General features: G+C 62.1%; 20 protein-coding genes. 6 read left to right on the plus strand and 14 right to left on the minus strand.

Translation table 11 applies throughout. The annotated features are described in order from the left end of the window. The 4 genes from F562_RS0101635 to F562_RS0101650 are packed head-to-tail and all read left to right on the plus strand — an operon-like array spanning position 1 to position 2,759. Entirely contained in the window at positions 1-645 is a 645-nt protein-coding gene (locus F562_RS0101635; RefSeq protein ID WP_018155174.1) for a hypothetical protein, read from the plus strand. Then, positions 642-1,268 carry an imidazole glycerol phosphate synthase subunit HisH gene (hisH, locus tag F562_RS0101640; RefSeq protein WP_018155175.1) on the plus strand — a complete coding sequence of 209 codons (627 nt, stop codon included), beginning with the start codon at positions 642-644 and terminating at the stop codon, positions 1,266-1,268. The genes F562_RS0101635 and hisH overlap by 4 nt, the downstream gene beginning before the upstream one ends. Before the next feature lie 19 nt (positions 1,269-1,287). Beyond that, positions 1,288-2,022 (plus strand): bifunctional 1-(5-phosphoribosyl)-5-((5-phosphoribosylamino)methylideneamino)imidazole-4-carboxamide isomerase/phosphoribosylanthranilate isomerase PriA, encoded by a 735-nt coding sequence (gene priA / locus F562_RS0101645; protein WP_018155176.1) that lies wholly within the window; start codon positions 1,288-1,290, stop codon positions 2,020-2,022. Next, entirely contained in the window at positions 2,019-2,759 is a 741-nt protein-coding gene (locus tag F562_RS0101650; RefSeq protein ID WP_018155177.1) for an SseB family protein, read from the plus strand. The genes priA and F562_RS0101650 overlap by 4 nt, the downstream gene beginning before the upstream one ends. Positions 2,760-2,777: 18 nt before the next feature. Here the strand turns inward: F562_RS0101650 and F562_RS0101655 are convergent, their stop codons facing one another. Genes F562_RS0101655 through F562_RS0101675 form a run of 5 tightly spaced genes read right to left on the minus strand, consistent with a single transcriptional unit; the run spans position 2,778 to position 8,772 of the window. Beyond that, on the minus strand, positions 2,778-4,121 hold the full coding sequence (locus F562_RS0101655) for an MFS transporter (RefSeq protein ID WP_018155178.1): 1,344 nt from the start codon (positions 4,119-4,121) through the stop codon (positions 2,778-2,780). Continuing rightward, entirely contained in the window at positions 4,118-5,092 is a 975-nt protein-coding gene (locus F562_RS0101660) for a 2-hydroxyacid dehydrogenase (RefSeq protein ID WP_018155179.1), read from the minus strand. Before F562_RS0101660 ends, F562_RS0101655 begins: the two co-directional genes overlap by 4 nt. Positions 5,093-5,104: 12 nt before the next feature. Next, a complete protein-coding gene (locus tag F562_RS0101665; RefSeq protein WP_018155180.1) occupies positions 5,105-6,904 on the minus strand; it encodes an IlvD/Edd family dehydratase in 1,800 nt (599 codons plus the stop codon). 5 nt (positions 6,905-6,909) lie between these two features. Beyond that, complete coding sequence (locus F562_RS0101670; protein WP_018155181.1) at positions 6,910-7,770, minus strand: fumarylacetoacetate hydrolase family protein; 861 nt, start codon at positions 7,768-7,770, stop codon at positions 6,910-6,912. 45 nt (positions 7,771-7,815) lie between these two features. After that, the gene (locus tag F562_RS0101675) at positions 7,816-8,772 is read right to left on the minus strand and encodes an NAD-dependent epimerase/dehydratase family protein (RefSeq protein ID WP_018155182.1); all 957 of its coding nucleotides are present in this window, start codon (positions 8,770-8,772) and stop codon (positions 7,816-7,818) included. Between the two features lie 137 nt (positions 8,773-8,909). Between F562_RS0101675 and F562_RS0101680 the strand changes: the two genes are divergently transcribed. After that, positions 8,910-9,938: a LacI family DNA-binding transcriptional regulator gene (locus tag F562_RS0101680; protein ID WP_018155183.1), complete on the plus strand. Its 1,029-nt coding sequence runs from the start codon at positions 8,910-8,912 to the stop codon at positions 9,936-9,938. A gap of 40 nt (positions 9,939-9,978) precedes the next feature. Here F562_RS0101680 and F562_RS0101685 read toward each other — a convergent pair whose 3' ends face one another. The 5 genes from F562_RS0101685 to F562_RS0101705 all read right to left on the minus strand — a co-directional run bounded on the left by F562_RS0101685 (position 9,979) and on the right by F562_RS0101705 (position 15,716). Further along, entirely contained in the window at positions 9,979-11,361 is a 1,383-nt protein-coding gene (locus F562_RS0101685) for a GntP family permease (protein WP_018155184.1), read from the minus strand. 31 nt (positions 11,362-11,392) lie between these two features. Beyond that, positions 11,393-12,763 carry an FAD-dependent oxidoreductase gene (locus F562_RS0101690; RefSeq protein ID WP_018155185.1) on the minus strand — a complete coding sequence of 457 codons (1,371 nt, stop codon included), beginning with the start codon at positions 12,761-12,763 and terminating at the stop codon, positions 11,393-11,395. Next, positions 12,760-13,548 carry an enoyl-CoA hydratase/isomerase family protein gene (locus tag F562_RS0101695; RefSeq protein WP_018155186.1) on the minus strand — a complete coding sequence of 263 codons (789 nt, stop codon included), beginning with the start codon at positions 13,546-13,548 and terminating at the stop codon, positions 12,760-12,762. Before F562_RS0101695 ends, F562_RS0101690 begins: the two co-directional genes overlap by 4 nt. Further along, positions 13,545-14,714, minus strand: coding sequence for a CaiB/BaiF CoA transferase family protein (locus F562_RS0101700; protein ID WP_018155187.1), 1,170 nt, complete (start codon positions 14,712-14,714; stop codon positions 13,545-13,547). The genes F562_RS0101695 and F562_RS0101700 overlap by 4 nt, the downstream gene beginning before the upstream one ends. 123 nt (positions 14,715-14,837) lie before the next feature. Further along, positions 14,838-15,716 carry an NAD(P)-dependent oxidoreductase gene (locus F562_RS0101705; protein ID WP_040385132.1) on the minus strand — a complete coding sequence of 293 codons (879 nt, stop codon included), beginning with the start codon at positions 15,714-15,716 and terminating at the stop codon, positions 14,838-14,840. Positions 15,717-16,058: 342 nt separating this feature from the next. On the opposite strand from F562_RS0101705, the gene F562_RS19970 reads away from it, so the two are divergent. After that, entirely contained in the window at positions 16,059-17,939 is a 1,881-nt protein-coding gene (locus tag F562_RS19970; protein ID WP_083915423.1) for a CocE/NonD family hydrolase, read from the plus strand. 5 nt (positions 17,940-17,944) lie between these two features. Here F562_RS19970 and F562_RS19975 read toward each other — a convergent pair whose 3' ends face one another. Genes F562_RS19975 through F562_RS17675 form a run of 4 tightly spaced genes read right to left on the minus strand, consistent with a single transcriptional unit; the run spans position 17,945 to position 22,218 of the window. Next, a complete protein-coding gene (locus F562_RS19975) occupies positions 17,945-18,958 on the minus strand; it encodes a 1-acyl-sn-glycerol-3-phosphate acyltransferase (RefSeq protein ID WP_156822465.1) in 1,014 nt (337 codons plus the stop codon). Next, positions 18,955-19,830 (minus strand): patatin-like phospholipase family protein, encoded by an 876-nt coding sequence (locus F562_RS0101725; protein ID WP_018155192.1) that lies wholly within the window; start codon positions 19,828-19,830, stop codon positions 18,955-18,957. Before F562_RS0101725 ends, F562_RS19975 begins: the two co-directional genes overlap by 4 nt. Further along, the gene (gene lpdA / locus F562_RS0101730) at positions 19,827-21,227 is read right to left on the minus strand and encodes a dihydrolipoyl dehydrogenase (RefSeq protein WP_026180920.1); all 1,401 of its coding nucleotides are present in this window, start codon (positions 21,225-21,227) and stop codon (positions 19,827-19,829) included. Before lpdA ends, F562_RS0101725 begins: the two co-directional genes overlap by 4 nt. 10 nt (positions 21,228-21,237) lie before the next feature. Further along, a complete protein-coding gene (locus F562_RS17675) occupies positions 21,238-22,218 on the minus strand; it encodes a sugar-binding transcriptional regulator (RefSeq protein ID WP_018155194.1) in 981 nt (326 codons plus the stop codon). Between the last annotated feature and the right edge of the window lie 116 nt (positions 22,219-22,334).

The following is a 22,334-nucleotide window of genomic DNA, read 5'->3' on the forward strand; positions in this document are numbered from 1 at the left end:
GTGCCGAAACCGTCCGCTGCCGCCACCCTTCCGGGCCTGCTGCTGTCTCGCGCAGCGCCCAGCAAGGTGAGTTCATGGCTGGGGCGGGGCACGGTGCCGGGTTATGTCGTTCCTTTGGGTGGTTGGACCGCCGTTGTTCCCGCAGGCCAGTCCCTCGCCGCGGCTCCCTACGACGAGGCGATTCCGGTGCTGAGCGCACGGCCGGTGCCAGGTCCATTGCGTCCCATGATCGCCTTTGCGGTGATGGATCAGCCGGAGAAGGCCGTCGTGGTCGTGCGACCCAAGGCGGGGCCAAAGTCGGACCGGTGGCTTGCTTGGGCGCCGGATCAAGGAGCCATGGAACTTCCCGGTTACGCCTCGGCGAATGTGCGCGACCTACTCGCTGCTGCGGGTCTCGATGAGTCTGAGCGAGGGTCGGTCCTGGCCCTGCTGGGGCGACGGGAAGGGACCTGCCGCCAGACCCTCATTGACGTGGTGACGGCACTAGGGCTTCCGGGCGCAGAGTTTTTGGGCGGAGCAGGTGCCGCGACGAAGGAGGATGCAGTCTTGGTAACCCCAGAGCGTCGTCGAGTGGATCGATTCGATCGGGACATCCAGGAGGCTCGCGAGATCAATCGTGACCTCGGTCGGGAGCCGCGCCCGTGAACCGGCGGGTTGTGGTCCTGGACTACGGCAGCGGCAACGTGCGCTCTGCCGTACGCATGCTGGAGCGTGTCGGTGCCGATGTCACTCTGACAGCACAACCAGACGCAGTGGCCCGGGCCGATGGGCTCTATGTCCCCGGTGTCGGAAACTTCCACGCCTGCATGAACGGTTTGCGGGCCGTCGATGGACCGCGCCTGATCCGTGACCGGATCGGTGTGGGGGCGCCGGTGCTCGGGGTCTGCGTCGGTATGCAGGTCCTGTTCGAAGGTTCCGCCGAGGAGACTGAGGGTGCGCCTCAGCCGGGCTTGGGTGTGTGGTCGGGGGAGATCCATCGACTCCGCGCCCAGGTGGTGCCGCATATGGGCTGGTCCCAGGTGGAGCCTGCGCCGGGCAGTGACCTGTTCGACGGACTCGACCAGGAGCGCTTCTACTTCGTGCATTCATTCGCCGCTGATGAGGCGCCGACCCGGTCGGGTGGTCGGCCAATGGCCACGTGGAGCAGGCATGGGGACACGTTCCTTGCAGCTGTCGAAGACGGTGCGCTCGCTGCGACCCAGTTCCACCCGGAGAAGTCCGGTGATGCAGGCGCCGAATTGCTGACCCGCTGGCTCCGCCAGTTGTGATCGACCAAGGAGATATTTCATGACTGAGGCACGCCTCGAACTGCTTCCTGCTGTAGACGTCGCGGAGGGTCGTGCGGTTCAGCTCGTCCAGGGTGTTGCGGGTACGGGCGGAGAGTTCGGTGACCCCTGGGACGCCGCCCGAAACTGGCAAGAGCAGGGTGCCGAGTGGATCCATCTCGTCGATTTGGATGCCGCCTTCGGTCGGGGATCGAACCATGAACTGCTGGCGCAGATCGTGGGACGCCTTGATATCCAGGTCGAGCTCAGCGGCGGGATCCGTGATGACGCCACGCTGCGTTCTGCGCTCGCGACCGGGTGTCGGCGGGTCAACGTGGGCACCGCCGCCCTGGAAGATCCCGAATGGACGGCCGCCGCAATCGCCGAGCATGGCGATCGCGTAGCGGTCGGCCTCGACGTGCGAGGCGCCACCTTGGCCGCGCGTGGGTGGACACGTGATGGTGGCGACCTGTGGGAGACGCTTGAGCGGCTCGACCGCGAAGGATGTAGTCGTTACGTCGTCACTGACGTGGCCAAGGACGGAATGTTGCAAGGCCCTAACGTCGAGCTTCTGAAACAGGTGTGTGCCCAGACCGAGCGCCCCGTGGTGGCCTCGGGGGGTATCTCGACCCTTGAGGACCTTCGTGTGCTTCGCGAGCTCGTCCCCAATGGAGTTGAAGGTGCCATCGTGGGGTCGGCGCTCTATCGCCACGCGTTCACGCTGCCCGATGCACTTGAGGTGGCGGGCCGGCCGTGACCGAAGCCGATTCTGCTGGCCAGAGTTTCGGCGGTAGGGCCCTCACTAGCACCGGTTTCGACCGCGATACCGGCGAGGCTGACCCCGATCTTCGCGCTGCGCTCGTTGCCGGTGACGACGTTCGACTCATGGGGGCGATCGTGAATGCCAGGCTTCTGGTGCCGATTGTCGCGGCGGCCCAGGAAACCGACGACGCCGTCGGTCTCACGGTCGAGAAATCGACCGACATGGCGGCTGTGACCTTGCAGGCACCTGATGGTGAGCGAGCGCTACCGGTGTTCACCGGCACTGACAGTTTGGCTGCGTGGGATGCGGATGCTCGCCCGACTCCGGTGACGGCGGCTCGCGCGGCACAGGCTGCGGTGTCCGAGCAGTGCGATGTGATGGTGGTCGATGTCGCGGGCCCGAGGCAGGTGACCTTACGCCCGAGCATGGTGTGGGCACTGGCGCAGCAGCGCGAGTGGTTGCCCTCGGCGAGCGATCCGATCGTTCAGCGGGCGGTGCGGGCTGCGGTCACTCCGGACGAACGAGTCCTCGCTGCGTCCTGTGAGGCGGCAGACGACGTCGCGGCGGGCAGCCTGCGCGTCGTCCTCACTCTCCGGCACGGTCTCGACGCTGAACAGATACGCGAGATCGCCACCGCCGCGGGGGAGCGCCTTGCCACTGATGGCGAAGTGCGCGCACGCATCGACGCCGTGACGTTCAGCATCCTGTCTGGCCCCGCGGCGGGTGTGTGATTCCGAAGCCAACACCGATCAGGCGATCGTGTCCTCACCTGCCATGACAGGCGCCGCCGCATTACGCAGTGGCTGTCGTGCCGTCTCTGGGCCGAAGTATGCAGCCACGAAAGTAACGAGCGACAGAAACACGATGTAGAGCGCCACTGGCCACCAGTGATTGTCGAAGAGGATCAGTAGGCCACTGGCAACGAACGGTGCGGTGCCGCCGACCAGTACGACGCTGAATTCACGAGCGATTCCGACTCCCGCCATTCGGTGGCGAGCGTCGAACAGCTCCGTCAGATAGGCGCACTGCGCTCCCTGCATGCCGGCGACTCCGCACGAAACAGCGAGTGAAACTGCCAGGATGATGATGACGGTGTTGCCCGTCTGCATCAGTGCGAAGCAGGGGAACGCCCACGCAACTTGGAACAACGACGTCGCAAAGAGCACTGGTCGTCTGCCGAACCGATCGGCTAGTTTCGCCGATATCAACAGCGTCACGATTGCACAGGCCGAAGCGACCGAGATCGCTAGTGGACCAACGTACGCCGCGACGCCTACCGTCATCGCGAGGTAACTCAATGAGAAGCTGCTGAACAGGTTAGACGGTCCAGCCTCGCCAATACGGACGCCGAAGCCCACCAAGAGACCCCGACGCTCCGTAGCCAGGAGCTCCGAAATGGGTCGACCACTCGTTTTGGCCGTCTTCTCCAATGCCTCGAATTCGGGCGTTTCGGGTAGGTGCCTCCGGATGTATACGCCGACGAAGAGGAGAACGATGCTGACTAAGAATGGAATGCGCCATAAGCCGCCCTGGATCGCTTCATCGTCGGCAAGGCCGATCAAGGCGAAACTTCCAGTGGCAAACAAGAGGCCGCACCAGATTCCGACGAAGGGGATGGCCGACAGGTAGCCGCGGCGATTGTCAGCGGCCATTTCTGACATCAGCGTGGTCGCGCTGGACTGCTCAGCCCCGGCTCCGAATCCTTGGACCATACGTAGCACAACCAATAAGATCGGCGCGAGTATCCCGATGCTTTCATAGGTTGGAAGCAACCCAATCGCGGTCGAGGCGCCACCCATCAACAGCACTGTTGCCATAAGTACGCCACGCCGGCCGAACCTGTCTCCTCGCGACCCAAAATACAGACCACCTAGCGGGCGTACCAGGAAGCCGACCGCGTAGGTGGCAAATGCCGCCAGAACTCCCACCGCATCATTGAATTCAGGGAAGAACAGTTTGTTGAATACAAGGGCCGCCGCTGCGCTGTAGATTGCGAAATCATAGTATTCCACAGCGCTTCCGATAGCGCTCGCAAATGCAGCGCGACGAATCGTCTCGTCGCTCACTTTCGGGGCTGTATTGACCGCGCTCATGCTTGGCTCTCTCCATTGACTATGACATTTTCTAAGGGCTGTCCGCTGCGTAGGCGTTCGATGTTTACCGCAACGCATTCGATCCGTGCTGCGAACGTCTGGAGTGTTAGCCCAGACGTATGTGGAGTCATCACAACATTCGGCAGATCTGCGAAGGGCAGCGCCGACGGAGCGCCTTGGGATCCATCCGCTGGATAGGAATACCAGACATCGATAGCAGCTCCGCCAAGGCTGCCTGACCTCAAGGCCTCGAAGAGTGCCGCTTCGTCAACGACAGGTCCACGGCCCACATTGATAAGGACGCCTTGCGGCCCCAGAAGTTCCAGACGTCGTTGGCTAATGAGGCCGCGGCTCTCTGGCGTGAGCGGCGCGCTGACCACCAGCACGTCGGCAGCCTCACACACGTCATCGAGGGCATCGACTGGTGACCACTGCGGGTGCCCGGCGGCCCAGTTGGTAGCGGGGCGGGAGCGGGTCACCGCGTAGCCCTCCTGCACGCCAAGCGCCGCAAATGCCTGCCACGCGGCCTTGCCGATATTGCCGAAACCGACGAGGCCCACGCGTGCCGAGCGAAGGTCGCTGCGGTGCGGCAGCGCAGGGTGATATACGGGGGTTGACCAGGTGTCCTCTCGCAAGGCGCGATCTTGCGCGAGGAGGTCACGTCGCAGCAGCACAGCCATGGCGACGACATACTCCGCAATCGATTGTTCATGACAAAATGCGTTCGCGCACGTGGTTCCCTTCGGCAACGACTCAAGCGCGATGCCGTCAGTGCCCGCGCCGACGACCTGGACGAGTCGCAGGCGGTCAGAGGTCTCGGCCTCGGCCCGGCCAAATTGGGGGCCGATGAATACATCAACACCGGTCATCGACATCCCGTCGCTGTGCCATTCGAACTCGTCGTCAGGCAAACGGTCGCGCAGCAGTTGCTCGAAGGAGTGGAGGTTGGGGTCAGCCAAACGCACGCGCATGAGCGGGCCTCTCTAGTGATTGAAGCGTGGAAGGGACGTCAGCGCGCACACCTGTTGATAATCAGATGCGAGATCGAAGGCCATGCCAACGTCCAATTGATTGACGTGGTCGCGATGCAGTTGCTGCCACGGCGTCTGGCTCGGCGGGACCGCGTAGCCGCCTGCCGCCTCAAGTCGGGCGCGTCGTTCCTGGAGCTCTGCGGGATCTAGGTCGACGTTGACCGTGCCCTTGGCCAAGTCGACCCGGATTCGGTCACCGGTCTGCAAGAGCGCAAGGTTGCCACCTGCTGCCGCTTCGGGAGAGGCGTGCAGGATCGAGGGGGAGCCCGACGTGCCGGATTGCCTGCCATCGCCAATGCACGGCAATGACGAGAAACCCTGCTTCAGGAGATGCTTGGGTGGCTGCATGTTGACGACCTCGGCCGACCCGGGGTGACCGATCGGCCCGACGCCCCTCATGACCAGAATCGAGTTCTCGTCGATCTCGAGATCGACGTCGTCAATATGACTAGCGTAATCCTCGGGTCCCTCGAAAACCACCGCGCTACCCGTGAATGCGTCTGGGTCTTTCGGGTCTTCCAGGTAGCGGCTACGAAATTCTGCCGAGATGCCACTTGACTTCATGATCGCCGAGTTAAAAATGTTTCCGCTGAGGACTCTAAAGCCAGCGCTCGTGAGAAGTGGGTTATCGAAGGAGCGTATGACCTCGCGGTCGCGCGACGGTTTTACTCCCTTTCCGATGCCTTCACCCGAGATGGTCGGTGCCGAAGTGTGCAAGAGTCCAGCGTTCGCAAGCTCGGCCAAAACAGCGCGTACTCCGCCTGCGCGCCAGAATTCTTCGCCAAGGTACTCACCGGCGGGCTGCATATTCACGAGGAGCGGTATGTCGTGGCCTATTTGCTGCCAGTCACGCATTGACAGCTCTATGCCCATTAGGCTGGCGATTGCGTTTAAATGAACGATAGCGTTAGTGGAGCCACCGATCGCAGAACATACTCGTATCGCATTCTCGAATGCTGCGCGCGTCATGATTGTGCTTGGGCGTCGATCCTCAAGCACGGCGACCACCGCTGCGCGTCCGGTTTCATACGCCATCTCCGCGCGTGCTTGGTGAGGTCCGGGAATGGAAGCGCAATCCGGGAGGCTCATACCAAGGGCCTCAGCAAGGCAATTCATCGTCGACGCAGTGCCCATGGTGTTGCAATGTCCGGCTGATGGCGCACCCGAACTGACTATGCGCCAATAGCCTTCTTCGTCAATTTCTCCGCGCGCGAATTTCTCGCGCGCCTTGAAGAGGATCGTGCCCGAGCCCACGCGCTCACCGTCCAGCCAACCGTTGAGCATCGGGCCGCCGGAAAACACAATGGCAGGAAGATCGGTCGTCGCCGCAGCCATCAGCGCGGCCGGGGTGGTCTTGTCGCATCCGGTGGTGAACACCACGCCGTCTAAGGGGTACCCGTGCAGCACCTCGACTTGGCTCAGGTACGACAGGTTCCGATCCAGCGCAGCGGTTGGCCGCCGACAAGTCTCCTGAATCGGGTGTACGCCGAATTCCATCGGGATTCCCCCAGCATCGCGAATACCGGCGCGGAGGCGGTCGGCCAACTGCAGGTGGTGTCGATTGCATGGTGCCAGGTCAGACCCGGTTTGCGAGATGCCGATGATCGGGCGCCCGGACTGCAACTCTTCGCGACTCAAGCCGTAGTTCATGAACCGCTCCAGATAGAGCACGCTCAAACCTGGTTCGTCGGCGTTGTCGAACCAGTCCTGCGAGCGGAGGGTTTTCTGCTGCCCGCCTGAACGCCCGGTCATCTAACTCAGGCCTTCTGGGTGACGCAACGGTTTTCGAGGCGGCCTACGCCGTCGACTTCGACTACCACGGTGTCGCCGTCCTGCATCCAGACCGGTGGTGTGCGGAAGGCTCCAACCCCGCCTGGAGTTCCTGTGACAATGAGGTCACCTGGCTGAAGGGTGAACGCTCGCGAGCAGTAACTAATGATTTCCGCGACAGGGAAGTACATCAACGACGTGTGCGACTCCTGCATGACCTCGTCGTTGAGCAAACAGCGGATCGCCAGATTCTGCGGGTCCGGGACCTCGTCGGCGGTCACGATCGAGGGACCGCACGGCCCGAATGTCTCCAGCGACTTTCCCCGCGCCCACTGCAGGTCGGCGAACTGGATGTCACGTGCAGACACGTCGTTGAATACGGTGTAGCCAAGGATGTGATCAAGAGCCGTGTCGACCGACACGTTGCGCGCTGCAGATCCAATCACCACCCCAAGCTCTGCCTCCCAGTCGATATTTTTCGTGTACGTCGGATCCCAGACGATGTCCTGTAGGTGCGCCGCCTGTGATGATGTGTGCTTGAGGAAGATCTCTGGAGCCGCTGGCTTGTCGGCGTTTTCTTCTGCGGCGTGTTCGGCATAGTTGCGCCCGATGGCGATGACATTGGTGGGTTTCGGCACGCTGGCGAGCAGCTGCGCACCTTCGAGATTCGCGGGAGGGCCGCCGTAGGTCGCTGCGGAGGTTTGTAGTCGGCTTGTGGCATCCGGGCCCGCCTCGATCAGTCCGGCCAGCGTGCTCGGACCGCCGAGGTCTGAGGCAAAAACGTCACCGGACTTGGTGTGGACGACGAGTTGCTCCACGCCATCGCAAAGATAGGACGTGAGGATCATGGGGTGCTCCTGGATCTATGTCAGAAATATCAGAAATGTGCGGAGTTAGGCTGAGTCTGCGGTTCGACGAAATCCTGCAACCGACTCCTGGACGCCCTCGATGAGAGTCGTGAGCTCAGCTTCGGAAAGCAGATATTCGACCGATTGGTCGTCGACGTGTTCGACCGTCTCCGCTGTCGCTTCACCGCGGGAGATGAGGCCTTTGACGCCTACCGCGTTATCGATGGCTGAGATGACCTCATCGACAGTGTGCGAGCGAGCCCTGTTGTTGTGCACGAGGGCACCGTCGACCTCTGCTCGCGCCGAGGTGATGAAGTCCGCGGCGACATCCCCGGCATACCCGAGGGCGATAGTCCCGCCAAACTTGATGTCAAAAGACTGACCGGTTGCTGCGGCTCGCATGGCGAGGCTTGGATCCGCGGTGATGCCCTGATCGCGGCCCATTCCGTACACGATCGGCGGCCGCAGGCCCACCGAGCCAACACCTTGGTCAGCCCAAAAGGCGCGAGCCGTGAATTCGTTTGCCTGCTTGTAGGTTCCGTAGAAGCTCCGTGGGTCTAATGGTGAGTCGTCCGCCACAGTGCGGTCTGGGTAGTCCGCCGCTGGTCCAAATACCGCGACCGAGCTCGCATACGACAGTCCACGGACGTGTTGAGCGGCTTGTGCGCCGGCAAAGACGTTAACCGTGCCTAGAACGTTGACCTGCGCACCAAGGACCGGGTTGGCTCGGCAGAAGGGAAACTGAAGCCCGCCGAGGTGCACGATGTGGGTGATTTGACCGTCGGCGATGACGTCGGCCACGGCGGTTGGATCTGTCAGGTCACCCACGACACGGTTTACCGACTCTCGCTCGTCTGGATCCATCAGAAGCTGCCAGCGAGCATCGTCCTCGGACAGGTCGAAGGTCGTCACGGAGACCCCCTCACGCACTAGCTGAGCGACTACCCAGCTACCGATGCATCCCATCGCCCCGGTGACCAGGAACCTCTCGTCTGAACGCATTGCACGACCTTCCAGATAGATATGACGTAGACCACACTGGCCTCGATGAGTGAGTCAAGCACACCGCATGGTGGGTGCGCAACCGATTGCTCACAACCGAACTCTGCTCCGGACGGTAAGCCCCTATACTCAGGGGTGTGGCGAGCCTGGCAGACGTCGCGCGTGCGGCCGGAGTTTCGAAGTCGATCGCGTCAAGGGCAATCAGCGGGGATGCCAATGCCCGGATGAGCGCGGCGACCCGAGCGCGCGTGCTTGAAGCTGCCGCGGACCTCGATTACGTGGCCAACGCTCGAGCTCAGGCCCTTCGTCAATCGAAGTCAGGGGCGATCGGACTGATCGTCCCTGATGTGAATAATTCAGTTTTTGCCGAACTGCTCTCAGGCGTCCAGGATGCGACGAGTCGCCATAACACGGATGTGCTCCTGGGCCAGATCGACCCGAACGACAGGCCCAATCGTCGGCTAAATCGGTTGGTGCGGGAGGGGCGAGTCGACGGAATCTTGATCCAGCGCCGGGAGGATTACGACGATCAGATGCTGGCTGAGCTGCTGCGTCCGAGCTTGCCGGCGATCACTATTAACTCCAGAGTGCCGAGTCACATCGGGTCTGTGATCCTCGACGACGAGTCCGGTGCCAAGATCGCGACCGACTACTTGATCAGTCTCGGGCACCGCCGTATCGCGATGATCTCGGGCACGACAGCGCACGACAGCGCTCGTCGCCGTGAGGACGGTTTCCGTGCGGCTATGGCCGCTGGAGGCCTCGCGGTGCTCGATAAATGGGTCATTTCAGCGGGGTGGGAAGCTCCCGCCGGAGCCATGGCTGTTCAAAAACTCGAGGGTCTCACCACCGGACTTGGTCGAGCGGATTCACCCACAGCTCTGTTGGTCGCGAGTGTGAACGCAGCACTCGGCGTTCTCGCAACAGTTCAGCGACTCGGACTACACGTTCCCGAAGACATTTCGATCCTCGCGATCAACACCACCTGGGTATCAGAGACGATTCACCCACGTCTTAGCACGGTGCGGATGCCGCTCCGCGAACTCGGATCGGTCGCAGCCAGTGCTCTTCTGGAGCACCTTGCTGGAGCCGACCTGGCGGACATCGTGGTCGGTGAGCCGCGACCAGAGCTATTAATCCGCGACACCACGGCGCCGCCCAGGTGAGTGAGAACGTCTTCGAGTGACGACGTAGTCCTGGCTCGCGTCAGAACGCCGCGTAGATCGCGAGCACGAGCGCGAAGCCGACGACGGATTCCAGTGCCTGTTGGACTGTCCAGGTCTTCAGCGTGGTCTTGACGTCGAGGTCCATGAGGCGGCCCACGAGCCAGAATCCTGAGTCGTTGACGTGCCCGGCAAATGCCGAACCGGCAGCAGCGGCCAGCGTAACGGCAGCGGTATCAATGACACCGAAATTTGCCGTCGCGACCGCAGGGGCCAGGACGCCGGCTGTCGTCACTAATGCCACCGTCGCCGACCCCTGAGCCACTCTTAAGATCACCGCGATCAAGTATGTCGCGAAGATAAGTGGCATCCCTGTGTCCGACAGCGTTTGGGAGAGTGCGTCGCCGACTCCGGATGCCCGAAGAACCCCACCAAACATGCCTCCCGCGCCTGTGATCAAGATGACGGCCGCAACGCTCCCGAGCGTTCGATCGACCAATTTTTCCAGAGCGGACCCCTCAACTCCGCGAAATCGACCAAGTACCAAAAGAGCAATGATTGCGGAAATGAGTAATGCTACTTGTGACGTCCCGATGAGCATGAGCGCCTTCACCCACGTATCGTCAAGGTCAACCTTTCCCGCTGACCCGAGCGCGCTGAGACTTGTATTCATAAAGATCAAAGCGATCGGCAAGATTAAGATTGTCAAAACCGTACGCAGGCTCGGGGGGTTTTCGGGTTGATCTGGGTCCTCGACGCCAAAGATGTTCGGCACAATCATGGGATACCGGGAATTTATGAACTTTGCCCATAGGTATCCGGTGACGTACCAGGTGGGTACGGCAACAATGAGGCCAAGAAGCATCACCACGCCAAGGTCTGCCTCGAACGTGTCGGCTGCCGCCACGGGACCTGGGTGTGGCGGCAAGAAGACGTGCATTACGGAGAAGGCGACTGCGCCACTAAAGCCATAGAGGAGGAGGTTGTTACCGCCAATGCGTCGGGCAACCGCGAAAATGATCGGCAACATGACGACAAGCCCAGCGTCGAAGAAAATGGGGAATCCGAGGAATAGTGAGCTGACTCCAAGGGCAAAGGCGGCCCGATCCTCGCCAAAGATATCGACCATTCGTTCCGCTATCACCCGCGCGCCGCCAGAAGATTCAATGAGGCGACCTAAGACCGCCCCGAGCCCGATAAGCAGCGCAATCGGGCCGAGCGTTTCTCCGAAACTCTTGATCATGACATCGTTGACGATTGAATCGAGGGGGATGCCAGTCGCCAGCGCGGTGAGGAGGGAAGCGATGATCAAGGCAAAGAATGCGTGCATCTTGACCTTGATCACAAGAACTAATATCAGGATGACCGCGGCGGCCGCGATGCCGAGCAGCGGGCCGGTGCTCAGAGTTTGTGACCAGTTCTCCACAGTATCCTACCTATTCGCCGGTTGCTTGCGGCTAGGACAGTGCGCTTCCGCGATTGAGCATTTGCTTCTGAATTGCACCCACGTCAAGATCGCGGATGGCCAGGTCGCCTTCGAGCGATAGGTGCGCTGCCACGCCTGCGGCGTGGCCATACTCAAAACACTGAGCGGTCACTCGGGCGGAGGCAAGTGCTTCGTGCTGGGCGCTAAGGCTGCGCCCAGCAATGATGATTCCCTCGGCTACGGCTGGAACTAATGCCCCGTAGGGGACGTCATAGTAATCGTCCAGGAGCCAATGCAACTTGGGACGGTCTCCGGAATGCAATTCGATCGGCCACGGTGATCGACATATCGAATCGCTGCGCTTCACGCAGCCTACAACGTCCTCGTTGGTCAACGTGGTCATTCCAGCGATCGTCCTCGTTTGGCGGATTCCCGCCTCAACCCCGGTATCCACCACAAAAGATTCTTTTAAGCCGGGGATGGATTCCGCAAGAAAACGGGCGTAGGAGCGGACTTGGTGCCGCCCACCGATCTCTGCTTCCGTGAAGTCGGATGGGTTGATGACATTGAGCATCTCCCCATTCCTTCCCGTAAGGCGAGTTGCGTTGACCATGAGTTCTCCGGGACGTGTGCTCGGAAAGATCCAGATCTTACGGCGAGGGAGGGTGAATCCGTGTTCATTAGCCTGATCGATGAGATCGGAGACCTTCGGGGGGCTGATCGTGTCTGGGCCCCAGAAGTCACTGAAGGCCTCCATATCAACGTTTCCAAGGCGGAAGAACATCGTCGGGTTCTGGATTGTGCCATCGTCTCCAAACCAGTAGTCGTAGCCACCTCGAGCAAGTACTGCGGCGTCGCCGGATGCGTCGACGATTCGCTTGGCCAGCACGACACTGGAACCCGCGTTGGATTCCAAGATCACGCCCGTGTAGGTATTTCCGTCCACAATCACGCCGGTCACGGCGCTGTGGAACAAGCACGTAACCCCTGCATCTTCGAGGAATTGGTCGGCAGTCTCGCGCCACTTGAGCGGGTCATGAGTGACGGTGTACGTCTTCCCGTAGATCTGCGGAGGTGTGAGCCCACGACGCTCAGCGATGGCAGATCTGAAGCGCTCGGTGAACCCGAAGACAACCTGCTCGGGAGTTCCCAGGTTTTGCTGGCTCAGGTACATCCCGCAGATCGTGCTCGACATGCCCGCCACCGCGGCGCCGCCGCAGAAGCCGTAACGCTCCACGAGCATGGTGCTGTGCCCTGCTTCGGCGGCGACAGTTGCCGCAGCGACTCCCGCCGCGCCGCCTCCGACCACTAGGACGTCTACCTCAGCGAGTACCGGAACGTTGTCAGGCACTGCACTTGTGCGGGACAGAAGTTGCCAGCCAGGTATGGACGGTGTCGTCATCGCTCTTGCCTCAAATCTCTGGAGTCGCCAAATCGGGGCTTACGCTTCTCAACGAATGCGGCGATTCCCTCCTGACCATCAGTACTCATCAACAGTTCGCGAAGCGTGGATCGTTCCTCGGCTAGCTTGAGGTCTGCCTCGACCGAGCCGCATAGCCGCTTGAGTGCGGCCAGCGCGGTGGTTGACCGTGCGGTGAGGTTGCCCGCGAGTTCGTGTGATCGTGAAAGCGCCGAGCCGTCGTCCACAGTCTCATTGACCAGGCCCCAGGCGAGGGCCGTGGCAGCATCGATGCGCTCGTCGAACATGGCTACCCGCTTGGCGCGTCGGGCACCGATCTGAGCCGCTAAACGCTGGGTGCCGCCCCAGCCGGGAACCAAACCCAAGGTGATCTCAGGAAGGCCAAGTTGAGCGGTTTGGCCCATCACGACGAGGTCACAGGCCAGGACGATCTCGAAGCCCCCTCCCAACGCCATGCCCTCGACCGCGGCGATCACCGGAACTGGGACCGTCGCAAGGGCTTCGGTCGTGGCAGCCGCGGCCATTGTCAGTCGGTGACTTGCAGCTAAGCTTCCTGCGGAGTACACCTTGATGTTGGCACCTGCGCAAAAGAAATCTCCACCGTGGAGCACGATGGCGCTTACATCGTCGGGTCTGGCGACTAACGCATCACGCAAAGCATCGAGCATCGTCAAATCGAGAGCGTTGCGTTGACGGGGCCGATCGAGTGTGATATCACGAACCCCATCGGAGTCCACGACCTTAATGCCACACTCCTCGGCGGTCATCGCAGACCTACTTTCTGCTGCAGTGTCGCGATCTCAGTGCTGCTAAGCCCAAGACTGTTGAGGATCTCTTCGTTCGCCGAACCGAGTGAGGGCGGGACGCTTCGTACCTCAGGTCGCACACCGTCGTAAGTGACGGGGTGCCCGAGTACTTTGGTCTTACCGGCTGCAGGATGCTCGAATTCGATGAAAGATCCGTTGTGTTCTACCTGGGGGTCAGACAGGACGTCGGAATATGAGTTGACCGGCGCAAACCACACTTTGTGATCGGCGAGAACTTTCTCCCACTCGGCTGTCGAGCGCTGGGCAAGGTGCTCAGTGATTCGCATATTGACATCGTCCCTGCGTTGATAGGACTCTTCCTCACTGACCGATGTGAACCACTCGTCGGAAAATACCTCAGCTAGTAGGGCTAAGGAGTTCAAGGAGAGTGTTAGGTGCCCGTCTGCGGTAGCAAAGACGCCGTACGGAGCTTTGTAGTAGGGCGAGGAAACCCCGGAATGGCTGCGGGTGCCTTCCCAGCCGTTGGCGAAGTATGCCAAGGGTTCGATCTGCAGGTCGAGTGCGGCACTGAGCAGATTGCTTTCAACCACACAGCCGCGACCGGTTCGCTCCCGTCCGTGCAGTGCGGCCAGGATGCCGAAGGCGCCGAGCGCAGCGCCGTGCTGATCGACGATCGAAGCGCCCACCGGGGTCGGCGGTTGGGCCTCGCCGCCAGTCGCCGCGGCGATTCCTGACATTGATTGGAGTAGAACATCCTGACCGGGGCGGTCTTGATATGGACCCGTTGAGCCGTACCCGGACAACGAGCAATAGACCAGTCGTGGGTTCCGTTCGTGTAGTTCATCTGAGCCGAGCCCCATTCGCTCCATAGCACCGGGTCGAAAACTCTCGATGAGAACGTCAGACTCGTCGACGAGACGTAGGACGACCTCACGCCACGCCGGATCTTTGAGGTCGGCAACGAGACTTCGAACGTTGCGGTTGCCAAGTAAGAAAAAGATACTTTCGCCATCACGGAAGGCATCGGGGCCAGACCAGGATCGTTCGAACGCCCCACGGGGAGGCTCAATTTTGATGACGTCAGCACCGAGGTCCGCCAGCATTTGAGTGGCCGACGGCCCCTGCAAGAAGTGCGTGAAACTGAGCACTCGAATCCCGTTAAGCATCTCTCTCGATCCCTTCCGCTGCCCAAGGGTCGGACAGGTTTGTATTTGTCTGGCGCAGTGAACTAGACCAGGCAAGCAATCGGTTGTGCATTCCACACGCCTGGCACACTTGCACCATTTGTATTAGCGCTCTTCTACAAATCGACGCGTCACTGCGATGTCGCAATCGCCAAATCCACGCTCGACTAACTCATCGAAGGCTGCGACCAGAGTCGGGAGGAGCATCGCGTGAGTCTGGGTGGCCTGGGCGACGTCGGTGGCAAAGGCGAGATCCTTGACGGCGTAACGTGCCACACCAGACGCGGTGTAGTCGCCGGCCACCAACTTATCGCGGCGCGCTTGTAGTAAGTTGCTGCCCGCATATCCGCCGGACAGGAGGTCCCATAGTCGGCCAAGATCGATTCCCGATCGTTCGGCAAGCACGCTGGCCTCGCCTAGGGCCAAGATCGTCGACGTGACGACGAGTTGATTGCAGGCTTTGGCGACCTGTCCAGCGCCCAGCGGGCCCAGGTGTACCGGGCGACCACAAGGGCTCAACCATGACGCAGCCTCGACGGTGTCATCTTCGGAACCGCCCAACATGATCGACAACGAGGCTGAGGTCGCACCATCGACCCCGCCGGAGACAGGACAGTCCACAACCCGCACATTCTCAAGGCGCGGGTCGTCGGCAAGTTCGCGTAGTCGCGTTGGCGAAGTCGTCGACCCGACCATGAGAAGTAGCGGTCGACCGGCGGCCAATAGTCCGTGCGGCCCGAAGAGCACCTCTTCGAGCTGGGGCAGGTCGGGCAACATGACCAATACCGCATCGACCATTTCAGCCATTGCGACCGGAGTGTCTACCCACTCTGCGCCCAGATTTTCAAGGGCCGCGTACTTGCGTTCGCGTCCGGTAATCACTACGCGGCCATGGTGCTCGAGTAAGTGGGACGCCATGGGTGCGCCCATGGCCCCGAGCCCGATCAGTCCGAGCGTGCGCGTTGTTGCCACAGTGGTTCCCATCAGCAGTCTGGACCAGATTTACCGCGAGGTTAGCCGATCTCAACCAGGAGCGCAATCGGTTGCGCACGACGCATCACGCCGCGCCAGTGTGTGGTTCCGAGACGATAAGGGCCTGAACGCCGCCCGGGTTCAGGAGATCGCCACGCGAGTGGGGGAACAACTGGCGACCGACGGCGAGGTCCGGGCCCGGATCGACGCACTTGCGTTCGCCGTGCGCGGCTCCCGGAGCCATCCGAGCGACTGATCGGCCACGGCCGCCAATTCACTGCTGCCAAAATCCTCTCGCCTGTCACCGGGGCGCTAGCGTGCATTCATCGATTCGGACTCGAAAGAGGATTCAGAATGTCCACTTCACCCTCCCGCAGAATACGTATTTTTGCCGCGCTCTTGGTGACAGCTCTGGGTTTGCCGGCGGCCGGTTCGGCCGTCGCCACATCTGGCGACTCGGCTGAGTCGCCGCCTCACATCTCCGGTCACCGGACGACTCCGGTGTATTCGTACGAGGACGCGATCTGGGAGACGGTGTACGTCGACGCTGGCCAGGACACCGACGCGGACGGTGAGAGCGACCGGGTTGCTGTCGATGTGGTGCGGCCCAAAGAAGCGGCCGAGAGCGGGCACGACTTGCCTGTGATCGTGACGACCTCGCCGTACAACTCCGTCATCCCAGGGACACATTCGAGCATGCGGGGCGCATTTGACGAGAACTTCAATCGATTGACCGCACCCACCGAGTGGCTGGACAACTACTTCGTTCCGCGTGGTTACGCGGTGGCCTTCGTGGATGCCCCTGGCACCTTCCGCTCGACTGGATGCCATGACTACTTCGGCGGCCCGCGTGAGGTCCAGGGTGTTCGCAAGGTCGTGGAGTGGCTGACTGGCCTGGGGGAGGCGCAGACCCACGACGGAAAGCCAACGGCAGCCGGGTGGTCCAGCGGGCAGGTCGGCATGATTGGCCACTCCGCCAGTGGGATCAATGCCATCGGGGTTGCTGCGACGGGCGTCAAGGGACTGGAGACCATCGTCCCCTCGGGCGCCGGTGGTGACTTGTATCTGGATAATTCCTCGAGCGGAGATCCGGGCGGCGGACACGTGCTGGAGATGGTCAAGGGGTCCAACGGTGATCAGGTGCCGTCTCCCGACCCCTACTGTCGGGAGACGGCACTGCCTGCCCTCGCTGCTCGGGCGGAGGATCCTCGCTACGTCCGGAACGCATTCTGGGATGAGCGCACTGCCATTCGTTCCGCAGCCAACATTCGAGCGAGTGTCTTCCAGATGCATGGCGTCTCGGACGACCGTGTGTCAATGCAAAACGCCACGTCCTGGTGGAAGGCGATCGCGGCGCGTGACGTGCCTCGTCGACTTCTCGTCCACCCCTTGGGCCACCAAAACTGGCATGCCGTGGATCCCTCGGTTCATGAACGCCTCGGTGAATGGTTCGATTACTGGTTGCATGATCTCGATAACGGCGTAATGAGCACACACCCGGAGGTCACGGTCATCGGCGGCGACGGAGAACGAAAGGAATACTCGACTTGGCCGCATCCAAAGGCGAAGGAGGTCACCCTCAAGCTCGGAAATACCGAGGGCGCCACGGCCGGGACATTAACGAGCGCCAGCCGACCCAAGGCTGACCGTGACGTGCTGGTTCGTGGGGAATCAGCGGTGTCACCGAAGGACCTGACCAAACATCGCGATACACAGGCGGTGTTCGTCAGCAATCCGTTGGGGCACGAGGTGACCGTCAGCGGCGACCTGTCGCTCACTGTGCGGCACAAGAGCACGCAGCCCGAGACAGCGATCCATGTGCAGGCGTTCAAGGTCGGCAAAGAACGGCGCTACCTCGACGCGGGCTACATGGATGGTGAGGAACTGTGCGTCGGCAGCGCAAGCGAGACCGACCGCCACTGCGTCCCGAAGCAAGACCAGTACTTCGCGGAGGTCGACGATTGGTCCCTCACGGGTACCTCGGCGAAGCGGCCGACGCAACTGTCCGTCGACGACCGGACCATGCGCCCGCACCGCCCCGACGTGTGGAGCACCTCTTCCTTCACGATCGGAACTGGGGAAGAAGTGATCTCCAAGGGGCAGCGCATCGTCTTGGTGGTCCGGGTGGCACCCGGCGGTGCCCGTACTCCGGCAGCGGAGCACGAACTGCTCATCGACCCGAAGAAGTCCAGCCTGACCGTGCCGATCAAGGGGCGGGCGAGGTCGCTGCGCTAGACCGGTCAGGGCCGGGGACCTGATGGGAGGTTCCTGGCCCAGCGGTCGATTCGGGACCAGTAGTGCTGGAGCCATTGTTCGACGTCATTCAGGTCATGATTCGGTGGGCGTTCGACCGCACGCGCAAGAACGTCGACAGGGTCGCGCAGCGGTAACGACGACCAGATCTGGCGAGGCGATCCAGTGCTCTCCAGACCTCGGTGGGTGACGATCACGGGTGCGAGGTGCGGGTTCTCCTCAAGCATCTCGCGTGTTCCCTTGGCCCTCGGCGCCAGCACGCGCGGGTGGTCGGCGATCCAATCCCGAAGTCTCGAATTATGCTGCCGCGCAGCCCATTCCATCGACTCAGCGTGCCGCTTTCTCGACCAGTTGCCACCTTCGGGAAACAAGATCAACGCGTCGGCAGAGTCGAGTGAGCGCGCGAAGGCCTCCAATTGGCGGTCGCGCTCGGTGACGTGCAGGTGGCGCGGTGGGAGGAAGTAGCAGTCCAGACGTCCAAGGAGGAGGTCCACGGCCGCATCCCACAGCAGAAAGCGTTTCAGCATGACGCGCGGTTGGCGTCCCCACACATTAACCACCAGATGAACCACGATCAGTGAGTCACCCGAGCCGACGTGCCGCGCGAGAACCAACAGCGGTTGGCGGTCGGTGGCCTCTGGGATATCGACATCGGTCCGGAGCCGCAGTCCCGTCGTGCGCGCGACGATGTCGATGTAGCTCTGCAGCGCGCGTCCAAGAAGGTCGACGTGTGCCTGACGCCAGACCGTGGAATCTCGTTTCCACGGGGGATGAACGAACCAGAGCCGCCAGCACCCGAAGACAAGTCGTAAGTCGAGCACCAGGCTCGCCAACCCGACGCGTACAAGGCGAAGTGCGCGGTGTCGCTTTGTGAAAGGCGCGAGGAGCAGGCACGGAATTGCCGCCAGTCCCAACAGGAGACATAGGGTGCCAATCAGCAACGGCCACAGCGGGTCTCGCAGAATTCGGCGCACCACCTTGGGCGGCACTGGCAGGCTCATGGTGGCCCGCCGGAGGTGCCGAGCGCTTGGGCCAGATAGTCCTGGCCAGCCTTGTGGGCGCTCTCGATGCGACGGGCGATATAGCGCGGGTTCCGATGGAGCAGAGACATCATCGGTGCGTCGTCGACACCACTGGGCATGACGTGGACCTCGACGTCCTTTGGCAGCGCCGCCATCTCTTCGACGTAGCGATGGCGGCGTGCGATCTCGAAGGCGACCTGTGCTGCTTCCCACGGCCACCGGGGCGGCTTCAGTGGCTGTTCAACCCGCCCGACGTGCACCACGAAGACGCGGGTTGCGCCGAGGGTGAGGGCTCGGCTGATCGGGATCGAGTGCACGAGGCCGCCGTCGAGGTAGTGCTCGCCGTCGATTTCGATGCTGGGAAATAGCCCGGGCACGGCGCAGGAAGCGAGGATGGCTGGGGCCGCGAGACCGGAGCTGAACCAGCGAGCCGAGGCGTTCTCAATGCTCGCCGCAACGCATTGGAAGGGCACCGGCATCTGCTCGATCCGCTCCACCGGAAGGTGGGTGTCTAGCAAGTGCAGGAACGGACCTGGCCGCAGGAGATGGGACCTACCCCGCCGCGGGCGAGTGGCCCGCGGTGTCCGTGGCCGATTCGGCGCGCGCAGCAACGGGTCCCGCCATGGTGCGGCCGCGGCCAATTCGTCCCATAAAGCGTGGAGGCGCTGGAGTCCTGCCTGGGTGGGGTCGGCCGCCACGAAGGCGCCATTCACCGCACCAATGCTGGTGCCAAGGACCATGTCGGGCACGATTCCGTCGTCGAGCAAAGCGCGGATCGCGCCAACATGTGTCGCCCCGAGGATGCCACCGCCACCCAGAACGAAGGCCGTTACGGGCCGTAGTGGGGTCAAAGGTTGATCATGTGACCGGCGATGCCCTCGACGGCTTCCTTGACGGCCTCAGAGAGCGTGGGGTGCGCAAACACGTTGCGACTGACTTCGTCCGCCGTCAGATCCCACTTCTGCGCAAGGGTGAGGACGGGAAGCAATTCCGTCACGTCGGGGCCGATCATGTGCGCGCCGAGCAACTCGTTGTGCTTGCCGTCGGCAACGACCTTGACGAAGCCCACGGGGTCTCCAAGGCCCATCGCCTTGCCGTTCGCGCTGAACGGGAAGGTTGCCGTTTTGACGTCGTAGCCGGCGTCTTTGGCCTGCTTCTCGGAAAGCCCAAAGGAGCCAATCTGTGGGTGGCAGTAGGTCGCTCGCGGAACCATCGCGTAGTCGACGGGCATTGTTTCGGCTCCGGCCATCGTTTCGGCCGCGACCACACCCTGCGCTTCGGCGACGTGGGCGAGCATCAACTTCGCGGTGCAGTCGCCAATGGCGTAGACCCCATCGACGTTGGTACGCATGTAGTCGTCAATGGCAATTGCACCCCGGTCAGTCAGTTCAACGCCGGTGGCCTCCAGGCCGTAGCCCTCGACGCGTGGCGCGAAGCCAATTGCGGAGAGGAACTTGTCTGCTTCAAGGGTTTTCTGCTCCCCACCGTCGGCGGGGGAGACGGTCACCTTGACGCCGGAGCCGGTGTCTTCGACGCCTTCGACTTTGGTGCCGAGCAGGACGTTGATCCCCAACTTCTTGTAGTGCTTGAGCAACTCCTTGGAGACTGCTTCATCCTCAGTGGGTACGACTCGGTCGAGGAACTCCACAACCGTGACGTCGACGCCGAAGTTCTTCATGACGTAGGCGAACTCGACGCCGATGGCGCCGGACCCAGCAATGACGATGGAGCCGGGCAGTTCGGGGTCGAGGATCTGCTCCTCATAGGTCACCACGTTCTTGCTGAGTTCGACCCCAGGAAGCATGCGGGTGACCGCGCCCGCAGCGATGATGATGTTGTCGCCGGTGATTTCGCGGGTGCCGCCGTCGGCGTCCGCGACCGAGATGGTCTTGGGGCCAGTGAAGGTGCCCCATCCGTCAATCTCGGTGATCTTGTTCTTCTTCATCAAGAAGTGGACGCCCTTGACGATGCCGGCGCTGACCGCCCGGCTGCGCTCGTGGGTCGGTCCGTACGACATCGTGGCGTCACCCTCGATGCCGTACTTCTTCTTCTCATGGGTCAGCGTGTGTGCGAGTTCAGCGTTCTTGATCAGCGCTTTACTCGGGATGCAGCCCACGTTGAGGCACACACCGCCCCAGTACTTCTTCTCGATGACAGCAGCCTTGAGTCCGAGCTGGGAGGCGCGGATTGCCGCGACATACCCACCAGGACCGGCTCCGAGGACGACAAGGTCAAAGTGATCAGCCACGGGCACGACTCTAACGGGGCGACGGCGGGTGATGTGAGGGGTCCGACACTTCGAGGTCCAATGTCTCAATGACGGCACGAGCGAGTGCGCCGTCACAGATCAAGGTGTCGATAAATCCACCGGCCGCGGCCGCCCGGACGATGGCCGCACGTTCCGGTCCGAAGGGAATCCCGATGACGTGGGGGATCGCCCGCAACTCGTGCGGTCGAAGAGTGATGAGTCGCTCAGCGACTGCTGCTTGAACCGGTATGCCGTTGGCGTCGAGGAAGATTCCAGCAATTTCGCCGATGGCTCCGGCACGGCGAAGTTCTCGGTGTTCGGCTGAGGTCGCTGTATCGAACAGCGAGGAGTCATCGGGCTTCCACGCGCCGATGCCGACCACTGCCACAGTGACGTCCGCAACACGGCCAGCGGTGTCCTTGGCGTCGGGCTGATCACGCAGGATGCGCGCGGCCTCGGCATCGCTGGCCACAAAGGGGGCGTAGAACTGGTGAGCCGTCCCGCCGCCGAGCAGAGCGGCCTCACGCACGAGGTCAAGCGATGAATCGTGGTCTGACCCGGTGCGTAGTGCGCCCGTCAACTGCACCACCTCGATGGGTGGGAGGCCGGGCAAGACGCCCACGACGGCGGCCACCGTGCGTGATGAGGGAAGCCCCAGAATATCGTCAGCGCCAAGGCAGCCGCCGAGCACATCGGCCGCCGCGGCCGCAACGGCGGCACGGCGTGCTGCTGTTGTCTGCTCCGCGCTGTCGACCACGATGACGCGGCGCAGGTTCAATCGCTCGCGGATGGTGTCGGACAGATCAGCGTCCACTCCGGTTGGCGGGTCGACTTCGATACGCACGACGCCGGATTCGCGCGCCTCGACGAGAAGCCGAGCGACCTTGAAGCGGCTCATCGACAACTCGTGCGCGATCTGCACCTTGGATCGATCTTCCAGGTAGTACCGACGCGCGACCGTCGCCAGAAGGTGCCGGTGGCTCTCGCTCACATGCTTCTCCGATCACGATGCGGACGGTGTCGGCAGATCGCACCGCTCGGCGACGTGATCTGGCACACTTCTCTCAGATGTGCACCGTGCGCTCATTTGAGCATACGGCCTGGCGG

It is taken from the genome of Demetria terragena DSM 11295, from assembly GCF_000376825.1.
Lineage (GTDB): Bacteria > Actinomycetota > Actinomycetes > Actinomycetales > Dermatophilaceae > Demetria > Demetria terragena.

Coding starts and splice junctions, on each gene's coding strand:
- priA (WP_018155176.1), top strand. CDS start 1,288: ATGACTGAGGCACGCCTCGAACTGCTTCCTGCTGTAGACGTCGCGGAG.
- F562_RS0101655 (WP_018155178.1), bottom strand. CDS start 4,121: ATGAGCGCGGTCAATACAGCCCCGAAAGTGAGCGACGAGACGATTCGT.
- F562_RS0101660 (WP_018155179.1), bottom strand. CDS start 5,092: ATGCGCGTGCGTTTGGCTGACCCCAACCTCCACTCCTTCGAGCAACTG.
- F562_RS0101665 (WP_018155180.1), bottom strand. CDS start 6,904: ATGACCGGGCGTTCAGGCGGGCAGCAGAAAACCCTCCGCTCGCAGGAC.
- F562_RS0101670 (WP_018155181.1), bottom strand. CDS start 7,770: ATGATCCTCACGTCCTATCTTTGCGATGGCGTGGAGCAACTCGTCGTC.
- F562_RS0101675 (WP_018155182.1), bottom strand. CDS start 8,772: ATGCGTTCAGACGAGAGGTTCCTGGTCACCGGGGCGATGGGATGCATC.
- F562_RS0101690 (WP_018155185.1), bottom strand. CDS start 12,763: ATGACGACACCGTCCATACCTGGCTGGCAACTTCTGTCCCGCACAAGT.
- F562_RS0101695 (WP_018155186.1), bottom strand. CDS start 13,548: ATGACCGCCGAGGAGTGTGGCATTAAGGTCGTGGACTCCGATGGGGTT.
- F562_RS0101700 (WP_018155187.1), bottom strand. CDS start 14,714: ATGCTTAACGGGATTCGAGTGCTCAGTTTCACGCACTTCTTGCAGGGG.
- F562_RS0101705 (WP_040385132.1), bottom strand. CDS start 15,716: ATGGGAACCACTGTGGCAACAACGCGCACGCTCGGACTGATCGGGCTC.
- F562_RS19970 (WP_083915423.1), top strand. CDS start 16,059: ATGTCCACTTCACCCTCCCGCAGAATACGTATTTTTGCCGCGCTCTTG.
- F562_RS19975 (WP_156822465.1), bottom strand. CDS start 18,958: ATGAGCCTGCCAGTGCCGCCCAAGGTGGTGCGCCGAATTCTGCGAGAC.